Origin of the sequence: Streptomyces sp. CA-210063 (assembly GCF_024612015.1) — a bacterium.
Lineage (GTDB): Bacteria > Actinomycetota > Actinomycetes > Streptomycetales > Streptomycetaceae > Streptomyces.
On record NZ_CP102512.1, the window covers coordinates 3,397,132 to 3,412,994 of the forward strand.

At 70.5% G+C, this 15,863-nt stretch carries 13 protein-coding genes and 2 tRNA genes; 7 read left to right on the top strand and 8 right to left on the bottom strand.

Going from position 1 to position 15,863, the window contains the following annotated elements:
- Positions 1 to 157 precede the first annotated feature (157 nt).
- From aroA to JIX56_RS14525, 3 genes are all read left to right on the top strand, one after another.
- A complete protein-coding gene (gene aroA, locus JIX56_RS14515; RefSeq protein WP_257540822.1) occupies positions 158 to 1,489 on the top strand; it encodes a 3-phosphoshikimate 1-carboxyvinyltransferase in 1,332 nt (443 codons plus the stop codon).
- A gap of 16 nt (positions 1,490 to 1,505) precedes the next feature.
- Positions 1,506 to 2,519 carry a ribosome small subunit-dependent GTPase A gene (rsgA, locus tag JIX56_RS14520; protein WP_257540824.1) on the top strand — a complete coding sequence of 338 codons (1,014 nt, stop codon included), beginning with the start codon at positions 1,506 to 1,508 and terminating at the stop codon, positions 2,517 to 2,519.
- A 119-nt stretch (positions 2,520 to 2,638) separates the two neighbouring features.
- A complete protein-coding gene (locus JIX56_RS14525) occupies positions 2,639 to 2,962 on the top strand; it encodes a DMT family transporter (protein ID WP_220646625.1) in 324 nt (107 codons plus the stop codon).
- A 13-nt stretch (positions 2,963 to 2,975) separates the two neighbouring features.
- Here the strand turns inward: JIX56_RS14525 and JIX56_RS14530 are convergent, their stop codons facing one another.
- Positions 2,976 to 3,596 carry a TetR/AcrR family transcriptional regulator gene (locus tag JIX56_RS14530; RefSeq protein WP_257550864.1) on the bottom strand — a complete coding sequence of 207 codons (621 nt, stop codon included), beginning with the start codon at positions 3,594 to 3,596 and terminating at the stop codon, positions 2,976 to 2,978.
- Positions 3,597 to 4,057: 461 nt separating this feature from the next.
- Here JIX56_RS14530 and hisN point away from each other — a divergent pair, with 461 nt between their 5' ends.
- The 3 genes from hisN (at position 4,058) to JIX56_RS14545 (ending at position 6,019) form a co-directional block, all read left to right on the top strand.
- Complete coding sequence (gene hisN / locus JIX56_RS14535; RefSeq protein WP_257540826.1) at positions 4,058 to 4,858, top strand: histidinol-phosphatase; 801 nt, start codon at positions 4,058 to 4,060, stop codon at positions 4,856 to 4,858.
- Positions 4,859 to 5,058: 200 nt separating this feature from the next.
- Entirely contained in the window at positions 5,059 to 5,451 is a 393-nt protein-coding gene (locus tag JIX56_RS14540; RefSeq protein WP_257540828.1) for a CBS domain-containing protein, read from the top strand.
- A 151-nt stretch (positions 5,452 to 5,602) separates the two neighbouring features.
- Entirely contained in the window at positions 5,603 to 6,019 is a 417-nt protein-coding gene (locus JIX56_RS14545; RefSeq protein ID WP_257540830.1) for a Fur family transcriptional regulator, read from the top strand.
- 133 nt (positions 6,020 to 6,152) lie between these two features.
- Here the strand turns inward: JIX56_RS14545 and JIX56_RS14550 are convergent.
- From JIX56_RS14550 to JIX56_RS14565, 4 genes are all read right to left on the bottom strand, one after another.
- Positions 6,153 to 6,226: transfer RNA gene (locus JIX56_RS14550), tRNA-Met, on the bottom strand.
- Between the two features lie 115 nt (positions 6,227 to 6,341).
- On the bottom strand, positions 6,342 to 8,402 hold the full coding sequence (locus JIX56_RS14555; protein WP_257540832.1) for a tetratricopeptide repeat protein: 2,061 nt from the start codon (positions 8,400 to 8,402) through the stop codon (positions 6,342 to 6,344).
- 171 nt (positions 8,403 to 8,573) lie between these two features.
- Positions 8,574 to 8,647: transfer RNA gene (locus JIX56_RS14560), tRNA-Met, on the bottom strand.
- A gap of 44 nt (positions 8,648 to 8,691) precedes the next feature.
- Complete coding sequence (locus tag JIX56_RS14565; RefSeq protein WP_257550866.1) at positions 8,692 to 11,664, bottom strand: UPF0182 family membrane protein; 2,973 nt, start codon at positions 11,662 to 11,664, stop codon at positions 8,692 to 8,694.
- A gap of 163 nt (positions 11,665 to 11,827) precedes the next feature.
- On the opposite strand from JIX56_RS14565, the gene JIX56_RS14570 reads away from it, so the two are divergent.
- The gene (locus tag JIX56_RS14570; protein WP_257540834.1) at positions 11,828 to 12,370 is read left to right on the top strand and encodes a PPA1309 family protein; all 543 of its coding nucleotides are present in this window, start codon (positions 11,828 to 11,830) and stop codon (positions 12,368 to 12,370) included.
- Positions 12,371 to 12,463: 93 nt separating this feature from the next.
- Here JIX56_RS14570 and JIX56_RS14575 read toward each other — a convergent pair whose 3' ends face one another.
- The 3 genes from JIX56_RS14575 to JIX56_RS14585 form a co-directional block, all read right to left on the bottom strand.
- Positions 12,464 to 13,561 carry a YlbL family protein gene (locus JIX56_RS14575; protein WP_257540836.1) on the bottom strand — a complete coding sequence of 366 codons (1,098 nt, stop codon included), beginning with the start codon at positions 13,559 to 13,561 and terminating at the stop codon, positions 12,464 to 12,466.
- Between the two features lie 369 nt (positions 13,562 to 13,930).
- Positions 13,931 to 14,392 (bottom strand): molybdenum cofactor biosynthesis protein MoaE, encoded by a 462-nt coding sequence (locus tag JIX56_RS14580; protein ID WP_257540837.1) that lies wholly within the window; start codon positions 14,390 to 14,392, stop codon positions 13,931 to 13,933.
- Positions 14,393 to 14,576: 184 nt separating this feature from the next.
- The gene (locus JIX56_RS14585) at positions 14,577 to 15,689 is read right to left on the bottom strand and encodes an SDR family oxidoreductase (protein WP_257540839.1); all 1,113 of its coding nucleotides are present in this window, start codon (positions 15,687 to 15,689) and stop codon (positions 14,577 to 14,579) included.
- Between the last annotated feature and the right edge of the window lie 174 nt (positions 15,690 to 15,863).

A 15,863-nucleotide genomic window follows, 5' to 3' on the forward strand; every position in this document is an offset into this window, starting at 1 on the left:
CCGGGGTCAAGGTGCGCGCCCCTCAAGGGGCGCGGAGCTGTATCGACTTTGCGGCTCCGCCGCGTGGGCGCGACCAGCCGAAACGGACGCGCAGACAAAAGCGGACCCGAGTTCCCCGGCTCAACCCAGCGGAGCGAACCCCCACTAAAGTGGCCCCATGGCCCTGAACGCACAGCCCGCCCTCTGGCCCGCCCCCCACGCGAGCGGAGCCGTCGACGCGACGGTCCACGTCCCGGGGTCCAAGTCGGTCACCAACCGCGCCCTGGTGCTCGCCGCCCTCGCGAGCGAGCCCGGCTGGCTGCGCCGCCCCCTCCGCTCCCGCGACACCCTCCTGATGGCGGCGGCGCTGCGCGCGATGGGCGTCGGTATCGAGGAGACCGTGTCGTCGAGCTCCTCCGTCGCGGGCGGCTCCGGCGAGGCCTGGCGCGTCCTGCCCACCGGCCTGCACGGCCCGGCCACCGTCGACGTCGGCAACGCCGGCACGGTCATGCGCTTCCTCCCCCCGGTCGCCGCCCTCGCCGACGGCCCCATCCGCTTCGACGGCGACCCTCGGTCGTACGAGCGTCCCCTGAACGGCGTCATCGACGCCCTGCGCGTTCTCGGCGCCCGGATCGACGACGACGGCAGGGGCGCGCTCCCGCTGACCGTGCACGGCGGCGGCGCCCTGGACGGCGGCCCGGTGGCGATCGACGCGTCGTCGTCCTCGCAGTTCGTGTCGGCGCTGCTGCTGTCCGCCCCGCGCTTCAACCAGGGCGTCGAGGTCCGCCACACCGGCTCGACGCTCCCCTCCATGCCGCACATCCGGATGACCGTCGACATGCTGCGCTCGGTCGGCGCGCAGGTGGACACCCCCGAGTCGGGCGGCGAGCCGAACGTCTGGCGGGTCACGCCGGGTGCCCTGCTCGGCCGCGACCTGACGATCGAGCCGGATCTGTCGAACGCCCAGCCCTTCCTGGCCGCGGCCCTGGTGACCGGCGGCAAGGTCGTCATCCCCGACTGGCCCGCGCGCACCACCCAGCCCGGTGACCAGCTCCGCGAGATCTTCACGGAGATGGGCGGCATCTGCGAACTGACCGAGTACGGACTGGTCTTCACCGGTTCGGGCTCGATCCACGGCATCGACGTGGACCTGAGCGAGGTCGGCGAGCTGACCCCGGGCATCGCGGCCGTCGCCGCCCTCGCCGACTCCCCCTCGACCCTGCGCGGCGTCGCCCACCTCCGCCTCCACGAGACGGACCGCCTGGCCGCGCTCACCAAGGAGATCAACGAACTCGGCGGCGACATCACCGAGACCGCCGACGGCCTCCACATCCGCCCACGCCCGCTGCACGGCGGTGTCTTCCACACCTACGACGACCACCGCATGGCCACGGCCGGTGCGATCATCGGCCTGGCGGTGGAAGGCGTGCGGATCGAGAACGTGGCGACGACGGCCAAGACCCTGCCGGACTTCCCCGACCTGTGGACCGGGATGCTCGGGAAGAACTGACGGGCGGACCGGGATCATGCGCCGTTACGGCAAGCACACCGACGAGGACGACATCCGCAGCCGCCCGAACCGCAAGGGCAACCGTCCCCGGACGAACATCCGCCCGAAGCACGAGGACGCCGCCGAGGGCATGGTCCTCACCGTCGACCGGGGCCGGCTGACCTGCCTCGTCGAGGACCGGGTCATCCTGGCGATGAAGGCCCGCGAACTGGGCCGCAAGGCGGCCGTCGTCGGCGACCAGGTCGCCCTCGTCGGTGACCTCTCCGGCAACAAGGACACCCTCGCCCGGATCGTCCGCATCGCCGACCGTACGTCGGTACTGCGCCGCACGGCCGACGACGACGACCCGTACGAGCGCGTCGTCGTCGCCAACGCCGACCAGCTCGCCATCGTCACCGCCCTCGCCGACCCCGAGCCCCGTCCCCGCCTCATCGACCGCTGCCTGGTCGCGGCCTACGACGCTGGCCTCACCCCCCTGCTGGTCATGACGAAGTCGGATCTGGCCTCCCCCGACAAACTCCTGGAGCTGTACGGCCACCTGGACATCCCCCACGTGGTGACGAGCCGCCAGGAACTGGAGTCGGGCGACGCCGTCGGCCGCGTACGCGAACACCTCGACGGCAAGGTCACGGCGTTCGTCGGCCACTCGGGTGTCGGCAAGACCACCCTGGTCAACGCGCTGGTCCCGGAGGACCTCCGCCGTTCGACCGGCCATGTGAACGCGGTGACGGGCCGCGGCCGGCACACCACGACCTCGGCGCTCGCGCTTCCCCTGGCGGACTCGGACGGCGGCTGGGTGGTGGACACCCCGGGCGTACGGTCGTTCGGGCTGGCCCACATCGATCCCTCCCGGGTCATCAACGCCTTCCCGGACCTGGTGCCGGGCACGGAGGGCTGTCCGCGTGCGTGCAGTCACGACGAGAAGGACTGCGCGCTGGACCAGTGGGTGGCGGACGGGCACGCGGACCCGGCCCGCCTTTACTCTCTGCGCAGGCTGCTCGCGACGCGCGAACGGCGGGAAGGCGACTGACCTCCGCGTTGTTTGCGCCCCTCTCCACCCGGTAAGTGCATAATCGCACCAAGTCGGATCCAGACCAGATGAGATCACCCGAAGCGGTCACGGAACGTGGGGACACGGGAGGACGGGACATGGCGTGGCTGCTGGTTGTCGTGGCGGGGCTTCTGGAGACCGGGTTCGCCGTATGTCTGAAGCTCTCGCACGGCTTCACCAGACTCTGGCCGACGGTCGCGTTCTGCGTCTTCGCGCTCGGCAGCTTCGGCCTGCTGACCCTGTCCCTGAAGAAACTCGACGTCGGCCCCGCCTACGCCGTCTGGACGGGCATCGGCGCGGCCGGCACCGCGATCTACGGGATGATCTTCCTCGGGGACGTCGTGTCGACCCTGAAGATCGTCTCGATCACCCTGGTGATCGTGGGGGTAGTGGGGCTGCAACTGTCGGGCTCGGCACACTAGTTCGCACCCCCGGCTACTGGTTGAGGGGCCGGCTGAGCTGACGGGGCAGTGCGGCCCGCACGAGATCCGTGACCCCGCCCTCGCCCGGGGGCGCGGCCACGCAGGACAGGGCGAGCCGGACGGCGAGTTCACAGGAACGGGCCAGCTCCCCGGTGTCCGACTTGGGGGTGCCGGGCGCGGACAGCACGGCGACGGCCCGCTCGCGCACCAGGGCCACGAAGTCCGTGGGCGCGGGCAGCGGCCCGTCCGCGCGGCGCTGCGCGGGCACCACGGAGGACGAGGGCACCGCCGAGAGCGTCGGGGAGGGCAGGCGCTCGCTCCAGCAGCCGGTGAGCATGGCTCGAACGAGTGCGTTGTTCCGGGAGGCCGCCACGGTCCACTCGGCGGTCGCGGCCAGCCGGTCCCGGGTGTCCGCCGGGGTGGCCAGCGCCCGTTCGACGCCCGCCAGATAGCCGTCCGCTTCCCTCCGCACCAGGGCCCTGGCGAGCCCGTCCTTGCTGCCGAACTCGTTGTACAGCGTCTGACGTGACACTCCGGCCACCGCCGCCACATCCACCATGCGCACGGCGGACCACGGCCGGCGCACCAGCGCCGTGTAAGCGGCGTCCAACAAGGATTCCCGCGCTGCAGGCATCATCGCCTCCCTAAGAGCGAGCGGGCGGCTCTGGCCCTCAGATTTGACGCGCATCAAGTCACTGTCAAGGGTTCGCGGCGGCCCCAAGGGGCGCACACAAGCCAACGTGCGCGGCCCCCTCCAACTCCACGTGGCACAGGGCAGCCACCCCACCAGGAACGGCACCCGCCCACCAGCACACACGTTCCCCCTACGGGCATCCGTGCCGCAGGCTCGATGTTCACCCACGCCGCCGAACGACGCTCGCACGCCCGTACCGCCCGCGACCATGCCGCCGAGCGGCGCTCGTCTGTTCGTGCTGCGGGCAGTCGTGCCGCTGGGGCGGCACGGGTGGGCGCAGGCGGCACCCCGTAAGCGCCGGGCTGCGCACCTGCCCCCGCCCAGCCTCAACCGCCGGGCACCCCCACCGACCCCAGGCCCCCTGTAGCCCCGTACCGACCTCGGCAGATACCGTTCACAACATGGCCGACTACCTCGACGACCTCCGCTTCGCCCACGTCCTCGCGGACGCCGCCGACGCGACCACCATGGCCCGCTTCAAGGCCCTCGACCTGAAGGTCGAGACGAAGCCGGACATGACCCCGGTGAGCGAGGCCGACAAGGCCGCCGAAGAACTGATCCGCGGCCAACTCCAGCGCGCCCGCCCCCGAGACGCGATCCTCGGCGAGGAGTACGGCATCGAGGGCACAGGCCCCCGCCGCTGGGTCATCGACCCGATCGACGGCACCAAGAACTACGTCCGCGGCGTCCCCGTCTGGGCCACCCTGATCTCCCTGATGGAGGCGGCCGAGGGCGGCTACCAGCCCGTCGTCGGCGTGGTCTCCGCCCCCGCCCTGGGCCGCCGCTGGTGGGCCGCGAAGGGCCACGGCGCCTTCACCGGCCGCAGCCTCAGCTCGGCCTCCCGCCTGCGCGTCTCCCACGTCGCCGAGCTCTCGGACGCCTCCTTCGCGTACTCCTCCCTCGGCGGCTGGGAGGAACGCGGCAGCCTGGACGGCTTCCTGGACCTGACCCGCGAGGTATGGCGCACCCGCGCGTACGGCGACTTCTGGCCATACATGATGGTCGCCGAGGGCTCGGTGGACATCTGCGCCGAACCCGAGCTCTCCCTCTGGGACATGGCCGCCAACGCGATCATCGTCACCGAGGCGGGCGGCAGTTTCACCGGGCTCGACGGCCGCCCCGGCCCGCACAGCGGCAACGCGGCGGCCTCGAACGGCCTGCTCCACGACGAACTGCTGGGATACCTGAACGAGCGTTACTGAACCGCTCCCGCCGATGCGTACGGGACCCCCGAGTGATCCCGGGGCGCCCCGAACTGACCACGCACGCCCCCTTGTTGACCTCCGCTTTACCTGCCACATTGAGAGTCCCTCACTTGTGAACTTGTGCAGTGCTCAAGAGGCGCCCCGGCGCCGGGCCTGAACCAACTGTCACCGGGATTCCCCAGGAGGTGGCTAACTCCATGCTCGTCCGCGACGCCATGAGCACAGTGGTCCTCACCATCGGCCCCGATCACACCCTCCGCCAGGCCGCCGCCCTGATGTCGGCACGCCGGATCGGCGCGGCCGTGGTCCTCGACCCGGACGCCGGCGGACTCGGCATCCTGACCGAACGCGACGTCCTCAACTCCGTAGGCCTGGGCCAGAGCCCCGACGCCGAGCGGGCCCACGCCCACACCACCACCGACGTGGTGTTCGCCGCACCGTCCTGGACCCTGGAGGAGGCGGCCCGCGCCATGGCCCACGGCGGTTTCCGCCACCTGATCGTCCTCGACCAAGGCGCCCCCATCGGCATCGTCTCGGTCCGCGACATCATCCGCTGCTGGGCCCCGGCCCGACAGCACGTGCCGGCATAGCGCGAACGGGCCGGGAACCTCGTACGAGATCCCGGCCCGCTTCATCGACCAAGCTGGAGCCATTCCCACCTTGGATAAAATCCAAGTCGAGCCAGGCTCTAAAATCACACCTGATCGGGATCTGTTCCGCTCGGCTGTTAGGCTGGCCGGTATGAGTGACCTTCTGGAGCGGCTGCGCGGACGCGGATGGCGTATGACCGCGCAGCGGCGCGTCGTGGCCGAGGTCCTCGACGGCGAACACGTCCATCTGACGGCCGACGAGGTGCACGCGCGCGCTGTCGCCAAGCTGCCCGAGATCTCCCGGGCGACCGTCTACAACACCCTGGGCGAGCTGGTCTCCCTCGGCGAGGTGCTCGAGGTCGCCACGGACAAGCGCGCCAAGCGGTACGACCCCAACGCGCACCGCCCGCACCACCACCTGGTCTGCGCCCAGTGCGGCACCATCCGCGACGTCCACCCCACGGGCAACCCCCTCGCCGACCTCCCCACCTCGGAGCGCTTCGGCTTCACCGTCTCGAACGTAGAGGTCACCTACCGAGGCGTCTGCCCGAACTGCACGACGGCATAGCCCAGCCCCACCAACACGACGAAGCCCCCGGCGACCAACCGCCGGGGGCTTTCCGCCGACCACCCTCACCACCGCACTGCAGCGAAACACCGAGGGCCCGGAACCTTGTCGGTCCCGGGCCCTCGGCCTTCAGTAGCGGGGACAGGATTTGAACCTGCGACCTCTGGGTTATGAGCCCAGCGAGCTACCGAGCTGCTCCACCCCGCGTCGATGAACTGAACACTACGTCACCGCCACCGACCAGCGCAAATCCGTTCCCCCAGCACCGGCCGCCGGGCGCCAAGGAACCCCGGCCCGCACAGCAAACCCCCGTCACGAACGCCTACGCCGACAGCTCGTCCCGCAACGCATCCCGCAACCGCGCCGCCCGCTCCGCAACCTCCGCCGGCCCGAGCGCGACGGCCCGATCGGCCCACCGCTTCCCCTCCACCAGCTCCCCCCGACGCGCGTAGACGAGGGCAAGCCGCAACGCCGCCCGCCCATGCCCCGCATCAGCGGCCCGGGCCCACCACAACGCGGCCTCCGGCTCACTCCCCTCCCGAGCGAGCAGCAGCCCCAGATTGAACGCCCCGTTCCGCGACCCGGACTCGGCCGCGACCCGGTACCACCGCGCGGCCTCGACCACGTCACCCCGCCCCGCGGCCAGCATCCCGACCCGCACCTGCGCCCGCCGATGCCCCTGGGACGCGGCCCTCTCGTACCACTCCTCGCACTCGTTCTTCTCCCGCACCGGTTCCCCCAGCTCGTGCGCGGGCGCGGGCGGCCGGCGCGCGTCGAGCACGGCGGCCAACCGGTACGCGGCCTCCGCGCTGCCCCCGCCGGCGGCACACCGCAGATGCCGCTCGGCGGCCCGCTCGTCCCCGTCCCGCAGCCGCGCGATGGCGACCTGGAGCGCCGCCTCGGTGTGCCCGGCGGCGGCCGCCCGCTCGTACCAGACGAGCGCCTTCACGTCGTCGCCCCGCCCGGCGAACAGGATGCCCAGGTTGAACGCGGCGTCCACGCTCCCGGCCTCCGCGGCCTTGGAGAACCACGGCTCGGCCCCGGACGCGTCGCCGACCTGGAGCAACAGGATGGCCAGCGCGTTCGCCGCCTCCCGGTGCCCGGCGTACGCGGCCCGCCGGTACCACTGCTCGGCCTGCGCGGTCCGCCCCTGCTCGGCGCAGAGCAGCCCGAGGTTGTACGCGCCGTTGACGTCACCGGCGTCCATCGCGGCCCGGTACCACCGCTCGGCGGTCTGCGTCTCGCCGCGCTCGGCGTGCAGCGCGCCCAGCGCGTTCGCCGCGTTGCCGTCGCCGTCCTGGGCGGCCCTTAGCCACCACACAGCCGCGCTCTCGGTGTCGCCCGCGTCCCGCAGCAGGAACCCGAGCGCGCACGCGGCACGCGGCTCGCCGTCCTTGGCGGAGGTCAGGTACCAACGCCCGGCCTCCTTGAGCTCCCCGCGCCGCTCCAGGATCGCCCCGAGGTGCAGCGCGGCCCGCCGGTGCCCACGCGCGGCGGACTGGCGGTACCACTGCTCCGCCTCCGCGGCGGTGGCCCCGACACCGTTGTCAGCTCCGGGCTCCCCCGCCCGTACGGCGGCGGCGCGGCCGTCACGTACGACGGGACGGCCCTCACGGGCGGCCTCACGGCTCGCGCTCCCGATCTCGAACGCCGCGCGTGCGATTCTGCGGCCCTCGCGCGCGGCCGCGCGCTCCTCCTGCTCCGCGCGCTGGTCGAGTGTCCGCGCGAGCCGGTACGCGGCCTCGCGGTGCCCGCGCTCGGCGGCGACCCGCATCCACTGCTCGGCGGCGGCGTCACTACGGTGCTCCAGCAGGTCGGCGAGGGCGTACGCACCGAGGGCGTGCCCCTGCTCGGCGGACTGGCGCAGCCAGTACTCGGCGGCCGGTTCGTCGCCGCGCTCGCGGTGGTGCCGTCCGAGCGCGTGAGCGGCCGCGGCGGAACCGGCGACAGCCGCGATCCGCCACCAGTTGGCGGCCTCGTCGGCGTACCCACGCTGGTGCAGCAGGACACCCAGGTTGTTGGCGGCCGCGCGGTCCCCGGCGGCGGTGGCACCCCGCAGATAGGGCTCGGCTCCGTCGAGGTCGCCGCGGCGCAGCAGCATGGCTCCGAGGACACTCATCGCCTCGGCGTCACCGGCCTCGGCGGCGAGCCGCTGACGCGCCTCCTCGGCGGCGTCACCCGTCTCGTCCTCGTCCGCGGCCTGCGCGGATTCGGCCGGCGACAGCGCACGGCCGACGGCCGCCCCGGACTCGACGGTCAGCACGGAATCGGCCGACGACCCGGCCTCGGCGGGCACCACAAAGTCGGCAGGCAGCGCAATGTCGGCAGGCTGCGCAAACCGCCCGGTCTCCAACAGAGTTGCCTTGTCCCCCATAACGTCCATCGTCGCACCACCTGCAACCTGGGTACACCTGGTATACCGCAGCCATTGAGGTCACTACAGCGTTTTGTCGACATGCCCACAGAGCGACAAGTCAAACACAGATTTCTTCAGCTGCGCCCGCAACACGTCGAAGGCCCGGATCCTTTGGAGGATCCGGGCCTTCAACTTCAGTAGCGGGGACAGGATTTGAACCTGCGACCTCTGGGTTATGAGCCCAGCGAGCTACCGAGCTGCTCCACCCCGCGCCGTTGTGTTGCAACCGTACCACGGTGCGGAGTGGAGCTTTGCATCAGCCGCTTCCGGAGCCCTCGTCGGCGCTCGGGTCGGTGCTCGGTGCGGTGCTCGGGTCGGCGCTCTGGTCGCCTTCCTCCTCGCTGCCGCCGCTGCCGGCGCCGTCGGCCTTGGACTGTGCCTCCTCGGCCCGCTTCAGCGCGTCCTCCAGGTCCTGTTGAGCCCGGCCGTACGCCTCCCAGTCGCCGTCCTTGAGGGCCTGCTGACCCTCGTCGAACGCCTTCTGGGCTTCCTCCAGGGCCTGTTGGACCGTGGGATCACCGGACGTCGGCGGCTCGTCCGTGCCCTCGTCACCGTCGTCCGGCGGTGGCTCGGTGGTCGGACCCTCGGTTTCGAACACCTTGTTGAGCGCTTCGTCGAGGGTGTCCTCGAAGGCCGTGTTGCCGCCGTAGGTGACCAGGACCTTGCGCAGCAGCGGGTACTTGAGGCCGCCGCCTCGCACATAGACGGGCTCCACATAGAGCAGTCCGCCGTCGAGCGGGACCGTCAGGAGGTTGCCGTACTCGACTTGCGAGTCACCTCTCTTGAGGAGGCTGATGGTCTCGGCGATGTCCTGCTCGGAGTTGAACTGGCTCTGGACCTGTTTGGGTCCGTCGATCGGTTCGCTGGTCGGCAGTTTCAGGACTCTGATCTTGCCGTAGTCCTTGGTGCCCGCCTCGGCGTTGACCGACACGAAGGCGCTGAGGTTGTCCCGGCCGTTCGGCGTGAGCGTCGTGGTCAGCGAGAACGCCTGTGCCGACTGGCCCGGCAGCTTCATGCTCAGGTAGTACGGCGGGACCGCGTTGCCCGAGGTGTTGGTCGGGTCGTCCGGGACCTGCCACACCTCGCTGCCGCTCAGGAACGTCTCGGCGTCCTTCACGTGGTAGCGGGTCAGCAGCTCGCGCTGGACCTTGAACAGGTCCTGCGGGTACCGCAGATGGGCCAGCAGCGAGTCGGAGATGTCCGCCTTCGGCTCCACCGTGCCCGGGAACGCCTTCATCCAGGTCTTGAGGACCGGGTCCTGGGTGTCCCACTGGAAGAGCTTGACCTCGCCCGTGTACGCGTCGACGGTCGCCTTCACCGAGTTGCGGATGTAGTTGACCTGGTTCTGCTGGGCCACCACCGCGCGCTGGCTGTTGTCCGCGGTCAGCGAGTCGGCCGTCGTGTCGCCCAGGGTGGTGCGGGAGGCGTACGGATAGCCGTTGGTGGTGGTGTACGCGTCGACGATCCACTGGATCTTCCCGTCGACGACGGCCGGGTAGGCGTCGCCGTCGATGGTCAGCCAGGGGGCGACCGCCTCGACGCGCTCCTTGGGGGTGCGGTTGTACAGGATCCGCGAACCCTCGCCGATGGCACCGGAGTAGAGGATCTGCGGCTCGTTGAACGCCACCGCGTACGCGGCCCGGTTGACCGGGTTGGAGAGGTTGATCCCGCTCTTGCCCGTGTAGCTGGTGGTCTTCTCACCGCTGTCGTCGGAGTAGTCGATCTCCTTCTGGGGACCGCCGACGATCGAGTACTGGGTGGTCTTCTCACCGTAGTAGACCCGCTGCTGGTACTGGCCAAGGTCGCCCTTGGACGGCAGGTCGGACTCGGTGAACACCGGGCGGCCGCCGGAGGTGGCCTCGGTGCCCTTGGCGGCGACCACGCCGTAACCATGGGTGTAACGGAAGTGGTCGTTGATCCAGTTGTTCTTCGGGATGCCGGCGAGGTTCAGCTCACGCAGACCGATGACGGTGTCCTGCTCCGCGCCGTCCTCGCCGCTGTACCGGTCGACGTCCAGGTTGGTGGGGAACGCGTAGTAGTTCCTCATCTGCTGGAGCTGCTGGAACGTCGGCGAGACGATGTTCGGGTCGAGCATGCGGATGCTGGCCGTGGTGTCGGCGTCCTGGCGGAGCTTGGCCTTGTCCGTCGTCTCGCTCACACCCGAGTACTCCTCGACCTCGGTCCCGTCGATGCCGTAGGCCTGCCGGGTCGCCGACAGGTTCTTCTCGACGTACGGCGCTTCCTTGGCCTGCTCGTTCGGCTGGACCTGGAACTTCTGGACGATCGCCGGATACAGCCCGCCGATGAGGATCGCCGAGAGCACCATCAGGCCGAAGCCGATGACCGGCAGCTGCCAGGTGCGCCGCCAGATGGTGGCGAAGAACAGCAGCGCGCAGATGACGGCGATACAGAACAGGATCGTCTTGGCCGGCAGATACGCGTTCGCGTCGACATACCGCAGGCCCGTCCAGTTGCCCGTCGCCTTGAAGTCACTGGACTTCACCGCGAGTCCGTACCGGTCGAGCCAGTACGCGACCGCCTTCAGGGCGACGAAGATACCGATGAGCACCGACAGGTGCCCGGTGGCCGCGGCCGTGGCACGCGCGCCCGGGGAGGTGACCCTGAGGCCGCCGTACAGATAGTGCGTGAGCGCGGCGGCGATCACCGAGAGCACGGCGGCGGCGAAGCCGAAGCCGAGCAGGAAGCGGTACCAGGGCAGGTCGAAGGCGTAGAAGGCGACGTCCAGACCAAATTCGGGGTCCTTCTGCCCGAACTGCACTCCGTTGACCCACATCAGCCAGGTGCGCCACTGCCCGGACGCGGAGGCGCCGGCGATGAGGCCCACCAGGGAGGTGATCCCGAGGAGCAGCCACTTCTTGTAGGGCGCGATGCCCATGCGGTACCTGTCGAGGCTCTGCTGCTCCATCGACATGGCGCTCAGCGGCGGCCGCAGCCGGTGCGCCAGCCAGATGTTGAAGCCGACCGAGACCGACATCAGCAGCCCGAAGACGAAGAAGAGCCCGATCTTCGTCCACAGTGTGGTGGTGAAGACGGACGAGTACTTCACCGACCGGTACCAGAGCCAGTCCGTCCAGAACCCCGCGAACATGACGAACGCCATGCCGAGGACGGCAAGGACGCCCAGCGTCATGAGCAGTGTCCGGACGCGTCGGGACGGTCGGCCCACTCTGATCCGCGGCCCCGTCGGGCCTCCGCCGCGGTCCGGCATCTGGAAAGCCAAGGTGCGCACCTCGAAGTTCGCTGTCGAAACGTCAGGCCCGCGTCTACGGACCCTCCAGCGGGCCCCGTGATCGTAGGGGCCTCACCTATGCAACTTACTCACGCTTTACTCGGTTCCCGCTTCCGGGAACGAACGAGGCAGGATTGTGACCATGTCCAACACTCCCATGGCAGCGAACCCCCTCACCCGGGCCGTGCTCGAGATCGACGAGTACACCTCGGGCCTCGGCTGGGACCAGCCCGCTCGCCTCTTCGCCCTCGTGGATACCGCGCGTCTGCGGGCCCAGGAACCCGCCCTCGCCACCCAACTCGGTCTTCAGGACGAGTCCGCGACCACCGGTCTCACCCCGATCGAGCAGGACGAGATCCCCGCCGGCAAGGCGCTGGACGAGTTCCTCGGCACCATCGCCTGGCCCGACGCCGTGGTCGGCTGCGCGCTGACCGTGGAGCGGCTGATGCTGCCGCCGTCCGCCGAGGCGTCCGTCCCGGAGAACCTCGACGGGGCCCGCCTCGCCCAGTGGGTCGCCTCCCACCCCGACCGCCAGGAGGTCCGTATGACGGTCGCCGTCCTGCGCGACGGCTCCCGCGACTCGGCCCTGCGCCTGCGCGAGAAGGACACCCCGACGGAGGTCCTCACCGGCCCGGAACTGGTGCCGGGGCTGGCGGAGGCCCTGTCCGCGACCTTCGTGGACTGACCTCCGGATCCACGACGACCGGATCTACGACGATGGGGGCGCCCTCCGCTTTCGAGGGCGCCCCCACGCACGCCTGTACGCCGCTCTCGCCGGTCAGCCCTTGGTGGTGCACTTCGGCAGGTCGGCGGTGTCGCCGGAGCGGATGTCCTCCAGGGCTCCCAGGGCGTCCTCGATGGTGTCCACCTTGACGAGGGTGAGTCCGTCGGGGGTGTCCTTGGCGGCCGCGGCGCAGTTGTCCTTGGGCGTCAGGAAGTACTCGGCGCCCTTGTCGCGCGCGCCGACCGTCTTCATCTCGATGCCGCCGATGGGGCCGACCTTGCCCTCGTCGTCGATCGTGCCGGTGCCGGCCACGAACTCGCCGCCCGTCAGATTGCCCGGCGTCAGCTTGTCGTAGATACCGAGAGCGAACATCAGTCCGGCGCTCGGGCCGCCGACGTCGGCGAGCTTGATGTCGATGGTGAACGGGAAGGTGTGGTCGGTCCCGGCGGAGATCCCGACGATCGCCCGCTCCTCGCCCGAGTCGTCGGACCTGGCCGTGGTGATCGTGACCTTCTCGGTCTCGGTCGCCGTCCTGTTCGCCTTCTCGGCGGCGGCCTGCGCCTTGGCGGGCACGATGACGAAGTCGACGTCCTCGCCCGGCTTGTGCTCGGTGACCAGCTTCGCGACGTCCTCGGGTGCCTTGACCGCCGTGCCGTCGACGGACTTGATCACGTCACCGGCGTGCAGCTTGCCCTCGGCCGGGGAGTCCTTGAGGACGGTGGAGACGATCACCCAGGACTTCACCGGGATGTCCAGCTCCTTCAGGGCGGCGACCTTGGCGCTCTCCTGGGACTGGCTGAACTCCTCGGCGTTCTCCTGGGTCGACTGCTCCTCGGTCTTGCCGTCCGGGTACAGCGTGTCGTGCGGCACGACCTTGTTGTCGTGTGCCAGCCAGCCGTACACGGCCTCGACGAGGTTCATCCTGTAGTCGGCACTGGTGACCCGGACCGTGGTCATGTTGAGGTGGCCGGTCGTCGCGTACGTCTTGCGCCCGGAGATCTGCAGCACCGGCTCGCCGTCGTGCTTCCCGAGCGTGTTCACCGTCGGCCCAGGTGACATCTCCGCGTAGGGCACGGGAATGAACACTCCCGCGCACAGGAGCGCGATCAGCATCAGGGTGGAGGCGAGCATCGTCGCGGTGCGGCGTGGCATGGAACGACAGTACGGGACAGCCCTGTCAGTGCACTGTCGGGGCCGCCCGTCCGGGGGCGACGGCGAAGGGGCCGCTAGCCGCCGGAGTGGGACCTCTCCATGGCCTCACGGAAGCGTGAGTAACCCGCGAGCTCGCTGCCGTCCTCTCTGGTCTTGCGGTTCCGGCCGGCCCAGCCACCCCACAGTCCGGCACCGATCGCAGCCACCAGTGGAATCAGCAACCAGGCGAGCGCCGCCATGCCGACCTCCCAACCCCTCTCAAGCGACCACAACTGACTGATCAGCAGATTATCCGTCCACACCGTCAACGCTCGCGTCGGGGGGCGGGTTACGCAACCGGAACGCACACGGGCGCGTCCCGGTCACGGCTCAGCAAGCTCCCACCCATTCCTCCGTACCGTCGGAGAACTTCTGGTGCTTCCAGATGGGCACTTCGTGCTTCAGGTCGTCGATGAGTTTGCGGCACGCCTCGAAGGCCTCGCCCCGGTGCGGACACGACACGGCGACGACCACGGCGAGATCCCCGACCTTCAGCTTCCCCACCCGGTGCACGGCCGCGAGCGCCCGCACCGGGTAGTCGGCAACCACCTTCTCCGCGATCCGCCGCATCTCCGCTTCGGCCGTCGGGTGACACGAATAGCCGAGTTCATCGACATCGGCTCCCCCGTCGTGATTCCGCACGGTCCCCACGAACAGCGCCGTGCCCCCGGCCGCATCGTCCCCGACCGCCCGGAACACCTCGTCGAGGGAAAGCGCCGTCTCTCGCACGCCGATCAGCTTGATGGGCTCCTCAGCCCCCTGCTCACCGGGGTGATCGTCATTCACTGCCATACCTCCATCGTGCCCCACCCGGCAGCGGGACGCTGAAATCCGCCTGTCATAGCTGCGGGCAGACGTGCCGCTGGGGCGATGGGGGCACCTCCCGCTCGAGCGAAGCCGAGAGTGGGGGGAGGCACCCGGCAAGCGCCGGTGAGCGAAACCCATCCCCGCCCAGCCCCAGCAAGGGGCGCACCCCTCAGCGCCGGCCCCGAGCCTTCCGGGCCCGCCGTACCAACGCCGCCGTACCCAGCAGCGCGACCGTCGCACCCGCGGCACCCGCGGCCGTCGCATCCTTGCGCCCCAGCCGCCGCCCGGCCACGGTGTGCCGCCCGGCGACCTCCTCCAGCAGCTCCGCGAGCACTTCCTCGTTCGTCCACAGCGGCCGCCACCCCGCGTCGTGCAACCGGCTCCCGCTCACGACCCACGGATACATCGTGTACGCCAGATCCCCGGCCGGCGACGGCGTCAGCCCGATCCGGTGCAGCCGAGCGGCGGCCCCGAGGGCGACCGCGGACGGCAGCTCCATCCGCCGGATCCCGCTGAGCTCCTCGACCTCCTCCTGCTCCAGCCACCCCTCGCACCCGACGGCCAGCTCCCCGTCGACCTTCTCCAGCACGGCGTACTCCAGCGCCCCGCACAGATCCTCGACATGGCAGAACTGCCAGGCGGGCCGCGATCCGGCCACCACCAGCAGCCGAGGCGACTCGAAGTACCTGGTCAGAGCCGTGTCGGTGCCCCCGATGAGGGTCGCCGGGCGCACGACGGTGACATTGAGGCCCGGATGGGCGCGCGGCGCCCGGCGCGCGAGCCGCTCGATCTCCAGCAGGTCGCCGACCCCGGTGGCCTCGGCGGTCGCCCGCAACTCTGCGTCCTCCGAGAGGGGCAGCTCGTTGTCCGGCAGCGCCCCGTAGACCATCGCCGAGGTGCAGAGCACGACCCGGTGCACCCCGGCCGCGGCGGCCGCCGTGAGCACGGTCTGCGTGCCGCGCACGTTGTACGCGCTGCGTGCCGCCGAGTCCGTTCCCAGGTCGAGGTCGACGGCGAGATGCACCACGACGTCCGCCCCGCGCAGCTTCTCGGCGATCGCCGGGTCCCGCACGTCCAGGATGTGCCACTGGGCGGCCGCGCACTCGCCGCGCCGCTCGTCGATGGCGATGACCTGCCGGATCTCGTCGGACTCGGCGAGCCGCTCGGTGAGCAGCGCACCGACACCGGACGCTGCACCGGTGACCGCGACGACGGGCCCGCGTACGGCGGGACTGGTTGAGTGGTTTCGCGCTGCGCGAACCTGTGGATCTGGGGAACTCACCGGGCGTCTCCAGCGGTTGTCTTCAGTACGAACGCGGGTGACGCGTGCGTACCAGGTGGCATCCATCCTGCCGCAGGCCTTCGGTCGGCGGAGCACCGAGGCCTTAACCCGCCGTGGTGTCTACGCTGGGTGGTGTTCGGGCAGCCGTGCCGTCGGAGAAATCCGATGGCCCTA